General features: G+C 71.1%; 11 protein-coding genes. 1 reads left to right on the top strand and 10 read right to left on the bottom strand.

The window, feature by feature from the left end; translation table 11 throughout:
- Positions 1-386 precede the first annotated feature (386 nt).
- From OG878_RS24690 to OG878_RS24675, 4 genes are all read right to left on the bottom strand, one after another.
- Positions 387-2,795: a HelD family protein gene (locus OG878_RS24690; RefSeq protein ID WP_328888791.1), complete on the bottom strand. Its 2,409-nt coding sequence runs from the start codon at positions 2,793-2,795 to the stop codon at positions 387-389.
- A 130-nt stretch (positions 2,796-2,925) separates the two neighbouring features.
- Positions 2,926-3,861 carry an anti-sigma factor family protein gene (locus OG878_RS24685; RefSeq protein WP_328888790.1) on the bottom strand — a complete coding sequence of 312 codons (936 nt, stop codon included), beginning with the start codon at positions 3,859-3,861 and terminating at the stop codon, positions 2,926-2,928.
- Entirely contained in the window at positions 3,858-4,445 is a 588-nt protein-coding gene (locus OG878_RS24680) for a sigma-70 family RNA polymerase sigma factor (RefSeq protein WP_093776749.1), read from the bottom strand. The genes OG878_RS24685 and OG878_RS24680 overlap by 4 nt, the downstream gene beginning before the upstream one ends.
- A gap of 101 nt (positions 4,446-4,546) precedes the next feature.
- Positions 4,547-5,158 carry a CGNR zinc finger domain-containing protein gene (locus OG878_RS24675; protein WP_328888789.1) on the bottom strand — a complete coding sequence of 204 codons (612 nt, stop codon included), beginning with the start codon at positions 5,156-5,158 and terminating at the stop codon, positions 4,547-4,549.
- Positions 5,159-5,278: 120 nt separating this feature from the next.
- Here OG878_RS24675 and OG878_RS24670 point away from each other — a divergent pair, with 120 nt between their 5' ends.
- The gene (locus tag OG878_RS24670; protein WP_328888788.1) at positions 5,279-5,821 is read left to right on the top strand and encodes a GNAT family N-acetyltransferase; all 543 of its coding nucleotides are present in this window, start codon (positions 5,279-5,281) and stop codon (positions 5,819-5,821) included.
- 20 nt (positions 5,822-5,841) lie between these two features.
- Here OG878_RS24670 and OG878_RS24665 read toward each other — a convergent pair whose 3' ends face one another.
- From OG878_RS24665 to OG878_RS24640, 6 genes are all read right to left on the bottom strand, one after another.
- Positions 5,842-6,405, bottom strand: coding sequence for a GNAT family N-acetyltransferase (locus tag OG878_RS24665; protein ID WP_328888787.1), 564 nt, complete (start codon positions 6,403-6,405; stop codon positions 5,842-5,844).
- A gap of 41 nt (positions 6,406-6,446) precedes the next feature.
- Positions 6,447-7,589, bottom strand: a complete 1,143-nt coding sequence (locus OG878_RS24660) for a uroporphyrinogen-III synthase (protein WP_328888786.1) — start codon at positions 7,587-7,589, stop codon at positions 6,447-6,449.
- A gap of 129 nt (positions 7,590-7,718) precedes the next feature.
- Entirely contained in the window at positions 7,719-9,050 is a 1,332-nt protein-coding gene (locus OG878_RS24655) for a nitrate/nitrite transporter (RefSeq protein WP_328888785.1), read from the bottom strand.
- A gap of 145 nt (positions 9,051-9,195) precedes the next feature.
- Positions 9,196-10,446 carry an acyltransferase family protein gene (locus OG878_RS24650; protein WP_328888784.1) on the bottom strand — a complete coding sequence of 417 codons (1,251 nt, stop codon included), beginning with the start codon at positions 10,444-10,446 and terminating at the stop codon, positions 9,196-9,198.
- On the bottom strand, positions 10,443-12,569 hold the full coding sequence (locus OG878_RS24645) for a bifunctional polysaccharide deacetylase/glycosyltransferase family 2 protein (RefSeq protein WP_443049268.1): 2,127 nt from the start codon (positions 12,567-12,569) through the stop codon (positions 10,443-10,445). The genes OG878_RS24650 and OG878_RS24645 overlap by 4 nt, the downstream gene beginning before the upstream one ends.
- Before the next feature lie 66 nt (positions 12,570-12,635).
- Positions 12,636-13,307, bottom strand: coding sequence for a hypothetical protein (locus OG878_RS24640; protein ID WP_328888782.1), 672 nt, complete (start codon positions 13,305-13,307; stop codon positions 12,636-12,638).
- Positions 13,308-13,631 lie beyond the last annotated feature (324 nt).

The following is a 13,631-nucleotide window of genomic DNA, read 5'->3' as shown; positions in this document are numbered from 1 at the left end:
CCGGGGTTCTCGCCTCGGACACGCCTCCCGATATTCGCACCTACCGACCGGTAGCCGGTAATGAGTGCTGCCCCGGTCGACATTTTTCGGAAAGTGCTTTCCACCATACGAGATTTGATCCCGTAGCGGAACCCCGGCGTCCGCGGCCGGCGCGACACCGCGGATGCCGGCCGGGCCACCAACAAAAACAGACCCGGGCCACCGGAAGGTGACACGGGTCTGTCCTTTTCAGTTGAGCGGCACCGACCCGCCATGCTCGCCTCGCGGCAAGTGGTCGCTCGTAGCGACGAAGGTTGGGCCCGGGGGCTTGGATCGAGCCGGTGCCGACACCAGGCTAACAAAGTCCCCGGGATAAGTGATTCCCCCATCGCGGGTTGACTTGCCGCTCAGTCCCTCAGCAGGTCCGGAACCCCGTCCTCGTCGGGCAGATCCCGCTCCCCCGACACGACGGTGAGCTGCTGCGTCGCCCGTGTCAGTGCCACGTACAGCACCCGCAGACCGGCCGGTGACTCGTCGGCGATCTCCGCGGGCGAGACGACGACCGTGGCGTCGTACTCCAGGCCCTTCGCCTCGAGGCTGCCGAGCGCCACCACCCGGTCGCCGAGCTCGGCGAGCCACGTGCGGGCCTGCGCGCGACGGTTCATCGCGACGACGACACCGACCGTGCCGTCCACCTCGCCGAGCAGCCGCCGCGCCTCCTCCCGCACGACCCCGGCCAGATCGCCGTCGCGTACGGCCTCGAAGCGGGGCCGCACCCCCGTCGAGCGGACCGCGGCCGGGGACACCATGCCGGGCATCGCGAGTTCCAGCACCTTCGCCGCGAGCTCGGCGATCTCCGCCGGGTTGCGGTAGTTGACGGTGAGCGTGAAGTGGCGGCGGGGGCGCTTGCCGAGGGCCTCGTCCCGCGCCTCGGCCGCCTCGTCCGGATCGGACCAGGAGGACTGCGCCGGGTCGCCGACGATCGTCCAGGTGGCCGTCCGGCCACGGCGCCCGACCATCCGCCACTGCATCGGGGTCAGGTCCTGCGCCTCGTCGACGATGACGTGCGCGTACTCCGTGCGCTCCGCCGCGAGCCGCTCGGCCCGCTCGCGCTGCGTCTCCTCGCGCTGCGGCATCAGCTCCTCCAGGCCGGAGAGCTGGTCCAGCGGATCGAACTCACGCTTCTTCTTCGGCCGGTACGGGGTGCCGAGCAGGGTGTGCAGCTCGTCGAGGATCGCCACGTCGTGCACGGACAGGGGGCCCTGGCCCGAGCTGTCCAGTCGCTTCAGCGAACGGGCGAGGCGGCGCACCTCACCCTGGTTGAGGACCCGGCGCGCCCAGCGGCCGAGCCGCTTCTCGTCGGCCATCGCGGCGAGCACCCCCCGCGGGGTGAGCTCCGGCCACCATGCGTTGAGGAAGTCGATGAACGGCGTCTCGGTGGAGACGTCCTCGTCGAAGGAGGAGCGCAGTTCGGCGCCGAGCTCGGGGTCGGTGTAGCGGCCTCGGCCGGAGGACTTGTTCCACAGGGCGTCCAGGAGCAGCCTGCGGGCACGCGGGCGCAGCAGGTTGACCGGGGCGGTGCCGCCGAGGACGGACTGCCGGATGCGGTGGAGCTCGTCGGCGTTCAGTTCGACGCGGGCGCCGAAGGCGACCACGCGCAGCCGGGTGGGGGTGGTGAGAGGGGCGGCCGCCCCGTCCGCGGAACCCTCGGATCCGTCCGCGTCGCCGAACGACAGCTGACCGTCCTGCCCGCCGCCCCGGGCGCCCGCGGGCCGCGCCTGCTCCAGCGCCCCGCGGGCCGCCTTCCGCAGCACCTGGAGCATCCGGGAGGAGCCCTTGATCCGGGCGACCGCCGGTTCGTCGTACGTGGTGGCGCCCTCGACGCCCGCCGCCTCGTCGGAGAGCGAGCCGACCGCACGGATCGCGACCTGGCCCTCCTCGCCCAGCGAGGGCAGCACGCCTTCGGTGTACGCGACGAGCAGCGGGGTCGGCGAGACGACGAGGATGCCCCCCGCGTACCGCCGCCGGTCCTGGTAGAGGAGGTACGCGGCGCGGTGCAGGGCCACGGCGGTCTTGCCGGTGCCGGGGCCGCCGGAGACCTCGGTGACGGAGGCGGCGGGCGCCCGGATCACCAGGTCCTGCTCGGCCTGGATGGAGGCGACGATGTCGCGCATGGTGTGGCTGCGGGCCTGCCCGAGCGCCGCCATCAGTGCACCGTCGCCGATGACGGGCAGCTTGTCGCCGTCCTTGTACGCGGTCAGCTCGGGACGCATCAGGTCGTCCTCGACCCCGAGGACCCTGCGGCCCTTGGAGCGAATGACCCGGCGGCGTACCACCCGGCCCGGATCCTTCGGTGTCGACCGGTAGAACGGCGCGGCGGCGGGCGCGCGCCAGTCGATGACCAGCGGCGCGTAGTCGGAGTCGAGGACCCCGATCCGGCCGATGTGCAGCGTCTCCGCGATGTCTGCGGTGCGGTCGTCGCGTACGGCGTCGTCGGCCGCCTCGACGGAGGTGTACGCGCCGTCCGGGCCGCGCTCGCCGTCCTTGCCGAGCAGCAGATCGATCCTTCCGAAGAGGAAGTCCTCGAACTCGCTGTTCAGCCGGTTGAGGTGGATTCCGGCGCGGAACACCTGGGCGTCGCGTTCGGCGAGCGCTCCCGGCGTACCGACCTGGCCGCGTTTCACGGCGTCGTTCATGAGAAATTCCGCCTCGTGGATCTTCTCCTCGAGGCGGTCGTAAACACGGTCGAGATGTTCCTGCTCGACACCGATTTCCCGGTCCCGCAACGAATCGACAGCGGCATCCTGCGCGGCCACCGAGGCCCCCTTCTGACGTGCATTGGGCAGCCGTCAACCCTATGCGAAGGGGGGCCCGTCGCGCACCTGCCACGAGCACCGACGTGGCACGTCGAAGGTCTCGATTGCGCGTCGGACCCCGGCCGGGCGATTACGCGTCGATGTCCACCAGCCGTTGGCCGTCGAAGGTGCGCACCTCGAAATGGTCGATGTCGGCCCGGTCCATCGCCGCCCCGCCGTGGACGTAGAGCGGATATTGCGCGGACGGATGCGGGGAGTCCTTGATGCCGTAGCCCCACTTGGGTACGGACCAGGAGGTCACGATCTCCTCCTGGCCGCTCTTGGAGACGGCGATCAGGCTGCACTTCTGCGGACCCCTGACGTTCGACAGTTCCAGCACCGCATGCGTGCCCCACGCCTTCTTCTCCATGCCGACGGTGGCGGCGACCTTGGTGGCGGGGTCGGTCGCCTGCACCTTCTCCGTCATGTGGTGGAAGAACGCGTCCTCGGCGGGGCTGGTGGGGTGCGGGTCGGCCGCCCGGTTCGTGCCGCTGTCGCCGCCGGTGGCCGTGACCGCGACGACCGGACCGCCGATGATCAGCGCCGCTGCCGCCGCCACCAGATACATGCCGCGCCGTCTGCGCCGGGCCCGCTTGGCCGCGACCTCGTCGACCAGCCGGTCGAGCATCCGGGGGGCCGGCGGCACGGGGACGTGCGGGACGCGGCGGGCGCCGGGAGCGGCGGCGGGGGCGGCCTCCGCGAGCATCGCGAGCATGGATTCCATCCCGGCGAACTCGTCGAGATGGGCGGCGCAGAGCGGGCATCCGGCCAGATGCTCCTCGAACGCGGAGGCCTCGGTGTCGTCCAGGATGCCGAGGACGTACGCGCCTGCCGCGTCGTGCTCCGGCCCTTCCGCGGTGCCACCGGATCCGGGACCGGGCCCGGCCGGGGTGCCGTGGCCGCCCGGGGTGCCGAAGGCGTCGAAACTGCCGGGACCGCCGAATCCGCCGGGGACACCCGGGCGGCCGGTGGAGCTGGAGGGACCGGTCGGCCGGGGCCCGAAAGGCTCCCACTCGTGGTCGCTCATGCCGTGATCCCCCTCTCTTCGAGTGCGAGCTTCATCGAGCGCAGCGCGTAGAAGACCCGGGACCGCACCGTGCCGCTGGGTATACCGAGCACCTCGGCAGCCTCATTGACCGTACGTCCCTTGAAATAGGTCTCGACCAATGCTTCCCGATGGGCAGGGGTCAAATCGTCGAGCGCATCCGAGAGCGTCATCAGCCACAGCGCCTTGTCAATCTCGTCCTCCGCGGGAATGACCTCCAGCGGCGACGGATCGACCTCGTGCGGCCGGGCCTGCCGGCTGCGGTGGCCGTCGATGACGATGCGCCGGGCGACCGTCACCAGCCAGGGGCGGACGGAGCCGGTCGCCCGGTTGAGCTGACCGGCGTTCTTCCAGGCACGGATGAGCGTTTCCTGCACCACGTCCTCGGCACGCTGACGGTCGCCGGCGACGAGGCGGAGCACGTACGCGAGCAGCGGTCCGGCGTGTTCGCGGTAGAGCGCCCGCATCAGCTCCTCGTCGGGGACGGCGGAGGGGGACGGGGGCGGTTCACTGCGATGTCGAGCCCTGTGCGGACGGTCATCGGCCACGGCCGCATCCTTGCGCACCCGAACCTCCCGGTCGAGACCCTGTTGAGCTCCTTGGCCATCGAATACGGAGGAGTGGCGCGATCCATTCAATGCGGTTCCAAGATTCTTCCGGCCGGGATTCAGGTGACCCGGTCCGCCGGGACCATGACCGCCGCCGCCCGGCGCCGGTGCCGGGCCACCCGCTCCCGGTTCCCGCACACCTCGCTGGAGCACCAGCGACGCCGGTGCCCGCGAGACGTGTCGAGGTAGAGGCGGCTGCAGTTGTCACCCTCGCAGCGACGCAGCCCGGCCCGGGCCACCGGGTCGGTCAGGAGTTCCACGGCGTCGCGGGCCACGGCGGCCAGCAGCGCCGCGCACGCGGGCTCGGCGCTCAGCGTCCGTACCAGCAGCCCGTTCCTCGCACGCACGGCCTGCACGCCCGGGGTGGCCCCGGCGGCGAGTTCGTTGACGCGCTCCAGCGCCCCGTCGGCGCCGCGGCCGTCGAGCTCCGCGGTCAGCAGCCGGTCGACTCCGGTCCGCAGCTGCCGGAAGCTCGTGAGCCAGGTGTCGTCGACGGCGTCGAGGCTGGTGCCCGCCGGTACGAGTCCGGCGGCCACCAGCCAGCCGGCGAGCCGGTCCGCCCCGTCGAGCAGTTCGCAGGTGCCGGAGGTGCCGTTCCCTGTCGCCACCAGGTCCAGGCAGAGCCGCCCGCAGTCGAACCGCCAGTCGTAGGAGCCCTTGCCCGCCGCCATGCGCCTGTCACCGCCTCGGATCGCCCGTGGGAGCCACCACCAGAGTGCCCGTCGCGGCCCCTGCCCGTAACCCCTCGCGCAGCCCGGGTCGCCGCCGAACTCCCCGCGTACCGTGAGGTCATGAGCGAAGATCTCCGAACGGCCGCCTTCACCGCCGGACCCTTGCTGCTGCGGCCCTGGCACCAGGACGACCTGCCGGCGCTGATCGAGGCCTACCGCGATCCGGCCATGCGCGACCGGCTGTGGCACCTCGTGACGGACAGGGCGGACGCGGAACACTGGCTGCAGGTGCAGGCCGAGGGCCGGGAGTCCGGCACCCGGATCAGCTTCGCCGTCGTCGACACGGAGCACGGCGGCGAACCGGTCGGCAATGTGGCGCTGAAGTACCCGTCCCCCGGCTCCGGTTCGGCCGAGGTCGGTTACTGGACGGCGGCGTGGGCGCGCGGGCGCGGGATCGCCCCGCAGGCGGTCGAAGCGCTCACCGGCTGGGCGTTCACGGCCTTCGCCCAGGACGGTCTGCGCCGTCTCGAACTGATCCACCAGGTGAACAACGATGCCTCCTGCCGGGTCGCCGTGAAGACGGGGTACCCGCTCGCGAAGGTCCTCCCGGCCCGGCCGCCATGGCCGCTCGACGGGCATCTGCACGTCCGGGAGGCAGCGTAGGGCGGGCGCGGCCTGCGGGCTCAGCGGGCCGGCGGGCCGTCGTGCAGGATCCGCTGGAACAGCCGGTGGTCCCGCCACCCGCCGTTGATGTGCAGAAAGCGCGGAGCCGTACCGAACTCCTCGAAGCCGCACTTGGCGAGCACGCGCTGCGAGGCCGCGTTGTCGAGCACCGTCCCGGCCTCCACCCGGTGCAGCCGCAGCCCGTCCCTGGCCACGGTGCAGATCTGCTGCACGGCGGCGGTGGCCAGACCGCGCCCCGCGTACGCGACATCGACCCAGTAACCGAGCACCGCGCTGCAGAACGCCCCGTACACGATGTTGGAGAGCGTGAAGGAGCCGATCGCACGGTCCTCGGCGTCGGTGATCACCCAGGGCATCGCCCGCCCCGCCGCACGGTCCGCCAGCATCCCGGCCAGGCGCTCCTGCTGCCCCTGCTCGGTGTAGAAGGCGTCGGGCCGCACGGGCTCCCACGGCTGCATGTAGGTACGGCTGCGGGTCAGGGCGTCGGCGAGCGAGGCGGCGTCGGCCGCGGCGACGGGGCGCAGCCTTACCTCCGCGTCGAGCCGGTGGACGTCATTGATCATCCCTGCACGGTAGCCCGGTGTTGTCGCCGCCCGCGGCGCACTCAGGAATCCGCGTACTTGGCGTCCGCCGCCGGGTCCAGCGCCAGCCGGTAACCGCGCTTGACGACCGTCTGGATGAGCCGGGGCACCCCCAGAGCCGTCCGCAGCCGGGCCATGGCCGTCTCCACCGCGTGCTGGTCCGTGCCGCTGCCGGGCAGCACGCGCAGCAGATCGGCGCGGGCCACGACCCAGCCCGGCCGGCGGGCCAGGCTGTGCAGCAGGGCCATGCCGGCGGGCGGCACCGGGCGCAGTTCGTCGTCGACGAGGACCGCGTGTCCGCGGATCTCGACGCGGTGGCCGGCGACCGGCAGCGTACGGGCTCCGCCCGGCAGTTCCCGGCAGAGCAGCTGGACGAGCGGGCCGAGCCGGAAGCGCTCCGGCTGGATGGTGTCGATGCCGCGGGCCTGCAGCGGCAGTGCGGTGACCGGGCCGACGCAGGCCGAGACCACCTCGCCCTGCAACGCGCCCAGGATCTCCGGGAGCAGCCCGCGCTCGTCGGCCCGGTGCAGGAAGGAGACGGCGGCCGGGGCGCTGGTGAAGGTGAGCGCGTCCAGGCCGCGGGCGGCGGTGATGTCGAGCAGCCGGTCCAGCGGCGCGGGGTCCTGGGGGGCCATCCAGCGGTAGACGGGTACGACGACGACTTCGGCGCCGCCGGCCCGGAGCGACTCGACGAAACCGGGCAGCGGTTCGCCGTGCAACTGGAGGGCGATCCGGCGGCCCTCGACGCCTTCGTCGAGGAGCCGTTCGAGGACCTCGGCCATGGACTCCGAGTCGGGCGACCAGGCCTCGGTGAGCCCGGCCGCCCGGACGGCGCCCTTCACCTTCGGGCCGCGGGCCAGCAGTTCAACCGTGCGCAGCCGGCCCAGCAGCCGGTCGCCGATGCCCCATCCGTCGGCGGCCTCGATCCAGCCGCGGAAGCCGATCGCGGTGGTCGCGACGACCACGTCGGGAACCGTTTCGATGAGTTCCTCGGTGGCGGCGAGGAGTTCGCTGTCGTCGGCGAGCGGGACGATCCGCAGGGCAGGGGCGTGCAGGACGGTGGCGCCCCGTCGCCGCAACAGGGTTCCGAGTTCGTCCGCACGGCGTGCGGCGGTCACGCCGACCGTGAAGCCTGCGAGGGGCCCGTGCTGTACGTCGTCGCGCATATGGTCTACCGGCTCTCGTCCTGCTGCTGCTCGATGAATGCCGAGGACCGAGACTGCCAACAACGCGTGACAGGCCGGGTTCACCCGTATTTCCCATCCGTTACGTCGTCCGGCGCCGGACGCTCGCGCTCACACCTTTGCGTAGCCGAGCTGCGGCTTCGCGGAAACGGCGGCGGGACGGCGAAGGTATACCGCCCACGTGACCGTGAAACACACGCCGTAGAAGACGAGGAAGGACCAGAAGGCCGCCGTTCCCGTGCCCGCGGTCTGGAAGGACTGCCGGAACGCCAGGTTGATGGCCAGCCCGCCGACCGCGCCGACGGCGCCGATGAGCCCCATGGCCGCCCCGGACAGCCGCCGCCCGCAGGCCGCCGCCGCTTCGCCGCGCAGCCCCTGGGCGATCGCCTTGGCGTGGAAGATGCCGGGGATCATCTTGTACGTCGATCCGTTGCCCAGCCCGGTCAGGACGAACAGGGCGATGAACCCGGCCAGGAACACGGTGAGCGAGGCGGTCCCGGAGGCGTACACGACGACGCCGGTCGCGGCGGCCATCGCGGCGAAGTTCCACAGGGTGATCCGGGCGCCGCCGTACCGGTCGGCGAGCCAACCTCCCGCGGGCCGGATCAGGGAGCCGAGCAGCGGGCCGATGAAGGTGAGCGAGGCGGCCTGCAGCGGGGTCCGGCCGAACTGGGTCTGCAGGACGAGCCCGAAGGCGAAGCTGTAGCCGATGAAGGAGCCGAAGGTACCGATGTAGAGCACCGACATGATCCAGGTGTGCGGGTCGCGCACGGCGTCCTTCGCCGCGCCGGTGTCGTTCTGCACGGGGGCCAGGTTGTCCATGAAGTTCGCGGCGCACAGGGCGGCCACGACGATCAACGGCACGTACACCGCGAGCACGGTCCGCGGGTGGGTGGCGCCCGCCGTGCCGATCACCAGCAGTCCGACGAGCTGGACGACCGGTACGCCGATGTTGCCGCCGCCCGCGTTGAGCCCGAGGGCCCAGCCCTTCTTGTGCAGCGGGAAGAAGGCGTTGATGTTCGTCATCGACGAGGCGAAGTTCCCGCCGCCGATCCCGGCGAGCGCGGCCACCACGAGGAAGGTGGTGTACGAGGTCCCGGGCTCCATCACGACGAATGCGGCGACGGCCGGAACCAGCAGGGACAACGCGCTGATCACCGTCCAGTTGCGGCCGCCGAACCTGGCCACGGCGAAGGTGTACGGGACCCTGACGACGGCCCCGACCAGGGTCGCCGTCGAGATGAGGAAGAACTTCCCGGCCGGGTCGACGCCGTACTCCGGTCCCATGAACAGGACCATCACCGACCACAGGGTCCAGACGGAGAATCCGATGTGCTCGGAGAGCACCGAGAACCACAGATTGCGGCGGGCGATGCGCTCGCCCTTCTCCTGCCAGAAGACCTCGTCCTCCGGCTCCCACTGCTCGATCCACCTGCCGGCCATCACGCCTCCACGGTTCGCGTTCCACGGGTGTCGGGTCGTCCGCCCCGACGCTAGGGAGCGCGCGTTTCGACGCCGTGCCGTGAGGTGACCGGTGGGCAACCTTGCTCTCACCGGGCCGCGAGGTGACCGGTGAGGGCAGGGCCGGTCACCGCGGGGAGTGGGCGTGCCTCCGTCTCGCGGGCGCGCCGGCCAGCCACAGCCGCGGGGAGCGCTTCGCCGCGATGTCCTCGACCCAGCCGACCGCGAGGATCGTCACCGCCAGCAGCGGCCAGACCATCAACAGCATCAGTACCGCGTAGGACGAGTCGATGTACGTACCGAGGTGGTCACCGACCCAGGGGACGTTCCACAGCTCGTCGATGAGCGGCGACGTAGCCATGATCAGCAGGTTGTGCCAGAGATAGATCGTCACCGCCCGGTTGTTCGCGAGGGTGACCAGGCCGTCCCAGCGGGCCAGTCTGCCGGGCAGCCGCTGCCAGGACGGCGCGTACTGGAGGAGGATCACGCAGAATCCGAGCGACCAGGCCGCCTGGGCGAGCGGGATCTCGTCCAGGTTCCAGCCCTCCTCGGTGAGGTGGCCGGAGGCCCACCACAGGCCGAACGCCATGAGGATCGCGGCCGAGGAGATCACGAGGTGGCGCGGGAGCCGCCGCAGCACTCCTTCGTGATGCGCGAAGCCGAGGATCCAGCAGGAGCCGAACACCGCGAAGTCGACGAGTCCCTCGCCCGCCGCGCCGGGGACCGTCACCAGGCCGGTGCCGAACACGGCGGTGAGCCCCAGCGGGGCGAGCATCGTCGCCCAGGGCAGCTTGCGGAACGCCTTCAGCAGCAGCGGTGAGGCCAGCACGAACCAGAGGTACGCACGGATGTACCAGAGCGGCCCCACGGCCTGGTCGGCCCAGGACTGCTCGAGCAGTCCGCCCGGCGAGCCGCTGGCGTCCGGGTACGGAGGAGCGCCGACGGGCAGGATGTAGCAGCCCAACTTGATGAACCACCAGATCCCCTCCTCCTTCACGGGCTTCCAGCCGATCCAGAAGAGCACGGGCACGACGGTGAGCGAGAGCACCCACATCGGGGGCAGCAGCCGGCGGACCCGGCCGCGGATGACCCCCAGGGCGGGCCGGGCCAGCGAGCGGGCCATCAGTGAGCCGGCCAGGGCGAACATCACGCCCATGGACGGGAACAGGACGGTCAGCCATGCCCAGCCGAAGACGTGGTAGACGACGACACGGACCAGGGCGATCGACCGCAGGAGATCGAGATAGCGGTCGCGGCCCGGCCGGTCCGCGGTGGGCGGCGCGGTGGTGGCCTGCGCCCACGGGGTGGGCTGCGCCGGGATCCGTACGGTCCTGCGGCCGCCGGGCGGGGGGAACGCCGGGGTGTAGTTGCCCGTCATGCGACCGGCCTCCGGTCCTGGGTGTTCCGCCGCTGGCTCGGCATCGAACCGGGAGCCTCCACCGCTCCCGTGCGGCGCAGCTTCTGCCAGCGCAGCCGACCGCCGGTGAGAGCGGTGATCCAGGACTGGAGCAGCACCACGTACATGAGCTGCCGGTAGAGGATCTGCTGGAGGGGCAGCGAGAGCAGGTGCGTCAGGCGTTCCCGGTCGAGCCGGAAGGCGTACGCGGCACAGACGGCCTGCACCATGAGGACGCCGAACCAGGCGCCGACGGTCTTCGCGGTGGGGCCGAAGACCAGTCCGTACAGCAGGAAGACGTCGATGAGGGGGGCGAGCAGCGGGGCGACGACCATGAACAGGGAGACGAACGGCAGTCCGACGCGCCCGAAGCGGCCGGACGGGCCGCGTTCGACGACCGCGCGGCGGTGCTTCCAGATCGCCTGCATGGTGCCGTACGACCACCGGTAGCGCTGCGACCACAGCTGCTGCACGGTCTCCGGGGCCTCGGTCCAGGCGCGGGCGTTCTCCGCGTAGACGACGCGCCAGCCGTCGCGGTGCAGCGCCATGGTGACGTCGGTGTCCTCCGCGAGGGTGTCCTCGCTCATGCCGCCGATCCTGTCCAGCGCATCGCGGCGGAAGGCGCCGACCGCGCCGGGGATGGTCGGCATGCAGTGCAGCATGTCGTACATCCGCCGGTCGAGGTTGAAGCCCATCACGTACTCGATGTGCTGCCAGGAGCCGATCAGCGAGTCGCGGTTGCCGACCTTGGCGTTCCCTGCGACGGCGCCGACGCCCGGGTCGGCGAAGGGCTGTACCAGTTCGCGGACGGTGGCCGGTTCGAAGACGGTGTCGCCGTCCATCATCACAACGATGTCGTAACGGGCGTGTGCGATGCCGTTGTTGAGGGCGGCGGGCTTTCCGGCGTTGCGCTGGCGCACGACGCGTACGTTCGGCAGCCGCATGGCCTCGACGATGTCCGCCGTGCCGTCCGTGGAGCCGTCGTCGATGACGATGATCTCGATGGGATGGTCGCTCGCCACGAGGGAACGCACGGTGTTGGCGATGCATTCGCGTTCGTTGTACGCGGGCACGAGCACCGAGACCGGCCGGGCGAACGCGGCCCCCCAGCCGAACTCCCTCCCGCGGACCTTCCGGGCGTGCAGGAAGGAGAGCAGCAGCATCAGTGCGAAGCGGACGAGGACGAGCACCCCGACGACGGCGAGCCCGGCCACCAGCACGTCGGTGAGGTTCTCCGAGAGGTCGACGGCGAAGACGAACGCCTTGCCCTTCCACAGCGCGAAGCCGGTCACCGGGGTGTGCGCGCTGGGGGCGCCGAGGGCGGTGGTGAGGTCGGTGAACGTGTAGCCCCGCTGCTGCATCCGGGGCAGGAACTCGCCCAGCGCGGCCACGGTCTGGGACCGGTTGCCGCCGGAGTCGTGCATCAGGATGACGGCGCCCTTGCCGCCCTTGGGGGTGGCCTGTTCGATGATCGCGGGGACGCCGGGGCGCTTCCAGTCCTCGCTGTCGGTGTTGTTGACGACGGTGAGGTAGCCGCGGCTGCCGATGTACTGGGTGACCGGCCAGGACTTGTTGTCCATGGCGTCGGCGAACGACGAGTACGGCGGCCGGAACAGGGACGTCCGGATACCGGCCGCGCCCGCCAGCGCCAGCTGGTTCTGGGACAGCTCCCAGTCGATACGCGCATGCGACTGGTACGAGAGGTCGGGGTGGTCGAAGGTGTGCAGCCCGACCTCGTGCCCTTCCTCGACCATGCGCCGCACGAGGTCGGGGTAGCGCGAGGCCATGGTTCCGGTGACGAAGAAGACACCGTGCGCGTGGTACTTCTTCAGCGCGTCGAGGACCCGCGGGGTCCACACCGGGTCGGGCCCGTCGTCGAAGGTCAGCACGATCCGGTGGTCCGGTATGCGCAGCGACTTGGCGGGCCCGGTGGCGCTGCGGGCGTCGATGACCGGACCGCCGTCAAGAATCGCGTCGGGTACCCGATCGGTGGGCGCCGGGGGCCGGACCCGGTGGTCGGCGAGGATTTCGCTGTGCACGTAACCGCGCAGCATCAGCATGGCGAGCAGGGCGACGAGAAACACGGACGGCAGCAGATAGCGCATGGGAAGTCTGCGCCGGCGCGTCTGCTTCTGCCGGTTGCGCCTGCCCCGCACGGCGGGCGTTGTCATTTAGTGAGCGCCTTCTTGCTCTTGCACCGGAGGATCCGGGGTCTCGACGGGCGTTGTCGGTGTCTCGGTGGGACCGGGATCGGCCGACGGCGTCGGGGTGGCGGCGGGCGGTTCGGGATCCGGGGTTCCCGCGTCCGGCTGCGTGCCGCTGCCGGTGCTCGCGCTGCCCTTGGGCGGTACGACGGCGGTGGACGCCGAGGGGTTCTTGGCGGGCGTGGACGCCTTCGCGGAACCGTCGCTGCCCGACGGCGTCGGGCCGCCGCCACCGGCCACCTGGCCGGACTGCGTGGCGCCCGGTGTCGCGCCGGGCGGCACGACGGCGTCCGCGCTGCCCGACGGGGCCGGCGACGGCGCCTGGATGTCGTCCGCCTTCTTGTGCTGCTCCTGGCCGGAGAGCGGCAGCCAGGGCGCGCTGGAATTGCCGCCGAGGACGGCGACGACCAGCGTCACCGCGTAGCCGGCACAGACGGCGGCCAGGATCCAGCCCAGACGCCGGAACGTCTTGCTGCGCCGGCCGCTCTCGTCGACGAAGACGGGGCCGTCGGAGCCTTCGGGAACTCCCGGTTGTACGGGTAGTTCGGAGAGCTGACGTCCGAGACCGTCGAGCTGGACGGTGACATCGTTCGGCTCGTGTGTATGCCAGGTTCGGGCACCTTCACGCCAATGTTCCACAGATGTAGGCATATCCCCCACTCAGAAAATGGGTGCACGCGTTCGACCAGTTCCCTGTCGACGGACCGAGCCCCCACCCTGTCCGTGCGCCCCCCGGCACAGTGCACCCGGAGGTTGAATGTAGCGCACGGCGGTGGCGAAAAAGCTCACGACCGAGTGCGGCCCCGCAGGAGAGATACACCGGTTTCGAACACCCCGTCGCCGGACGGCAGATCAGCATCTTCCTGCATAATTCACCCCTATCGACCCCGAAGTTGAGCGAACGTTGGTCAATTATCAGCCAACACATCACTTGCCTTGGACAGATGTTCCCATTGCGTTCGA

Origin of the sequence: Streptomyces sp. NBC_00316 (assembly GCF_036158715.1) — a bacterium.
In the GTDB taxonomy this organism is placed as follows: domain Bacteria; phylum Actinomycetota; class Actinomycetes; order Streptomycetales; family Streptomycetaceae; genus Streptomyces.
The sequence above is the reverse complement of the archived record's forward strand: the minus strand, read 5'-3'. Positions and strand labels throughout refer to the sequence as shown.

What these genes read in the sequence shown, in the direction of transcription:
- OG878_RS24655 (WP_328888785.1), bottom strand. Translation starts at nt 9,050, where the DNA reads ATGGCCGGCAGGTGGATCGAGCAGTGGGAGCCGGAGGACGAGGTCTTC.
- OG878_RS24660 (WP_328888786.1), bottom strand. Translation starts at nt 7,589, where the DNA reads ATGCGCGACGACGTACAGCACGGGCCCCTCGCAGGCTTCACGGTCGGC.
- OG878_RS24685 (WP_328888790.1), bottom strand. Translation starts at nt 3,861, where the DNA reads ATGAGCGACCACGAGTGGGAGCCTTTCGGGCCCCGGCCGACCGGTCCC.
- OG878_RS24645 (WP_443049268.1), bottom strand. Translation starts at nt 12,569, where the DNA reads ATGCGCTATCTGCTGCCGTCCGTGTTTCTCGTCGCCCTGCTCGCCATG.
- OG878_RS24665 (WP_328888787.1), bottom strand. Translation starts at nt 6,405, where the DNA reads ATGATCAATGACGTCCACCGGCTCGACGCGGAGGTAAGGCTGCGCCCC.
- OG878_RS24675 (WP_328888789.1), bottom strand. Translation starts at nt 5,158, where the DNA reads ATGGCGGCGGGCAAGGGCTCCTACGACTGGCGGTTCGACTGCGGGCGG.
- OG878_RS24670 (WP_328888788.1), top strand. Translation starts at nt 5,279, where the DNA reads ATGAGCGAAGATCTCCGAACGGCCGCCTTCACCGCCGGACCCTTGCTG.
- OG878_RS24650 (WP_328888784.1), bottom strand. Translation starts at nt 10,446, where the DNA reads ATGACGGGCAACTACACCCCGGCGTTCCCCCCGCCCGGCGGCCGCAGG.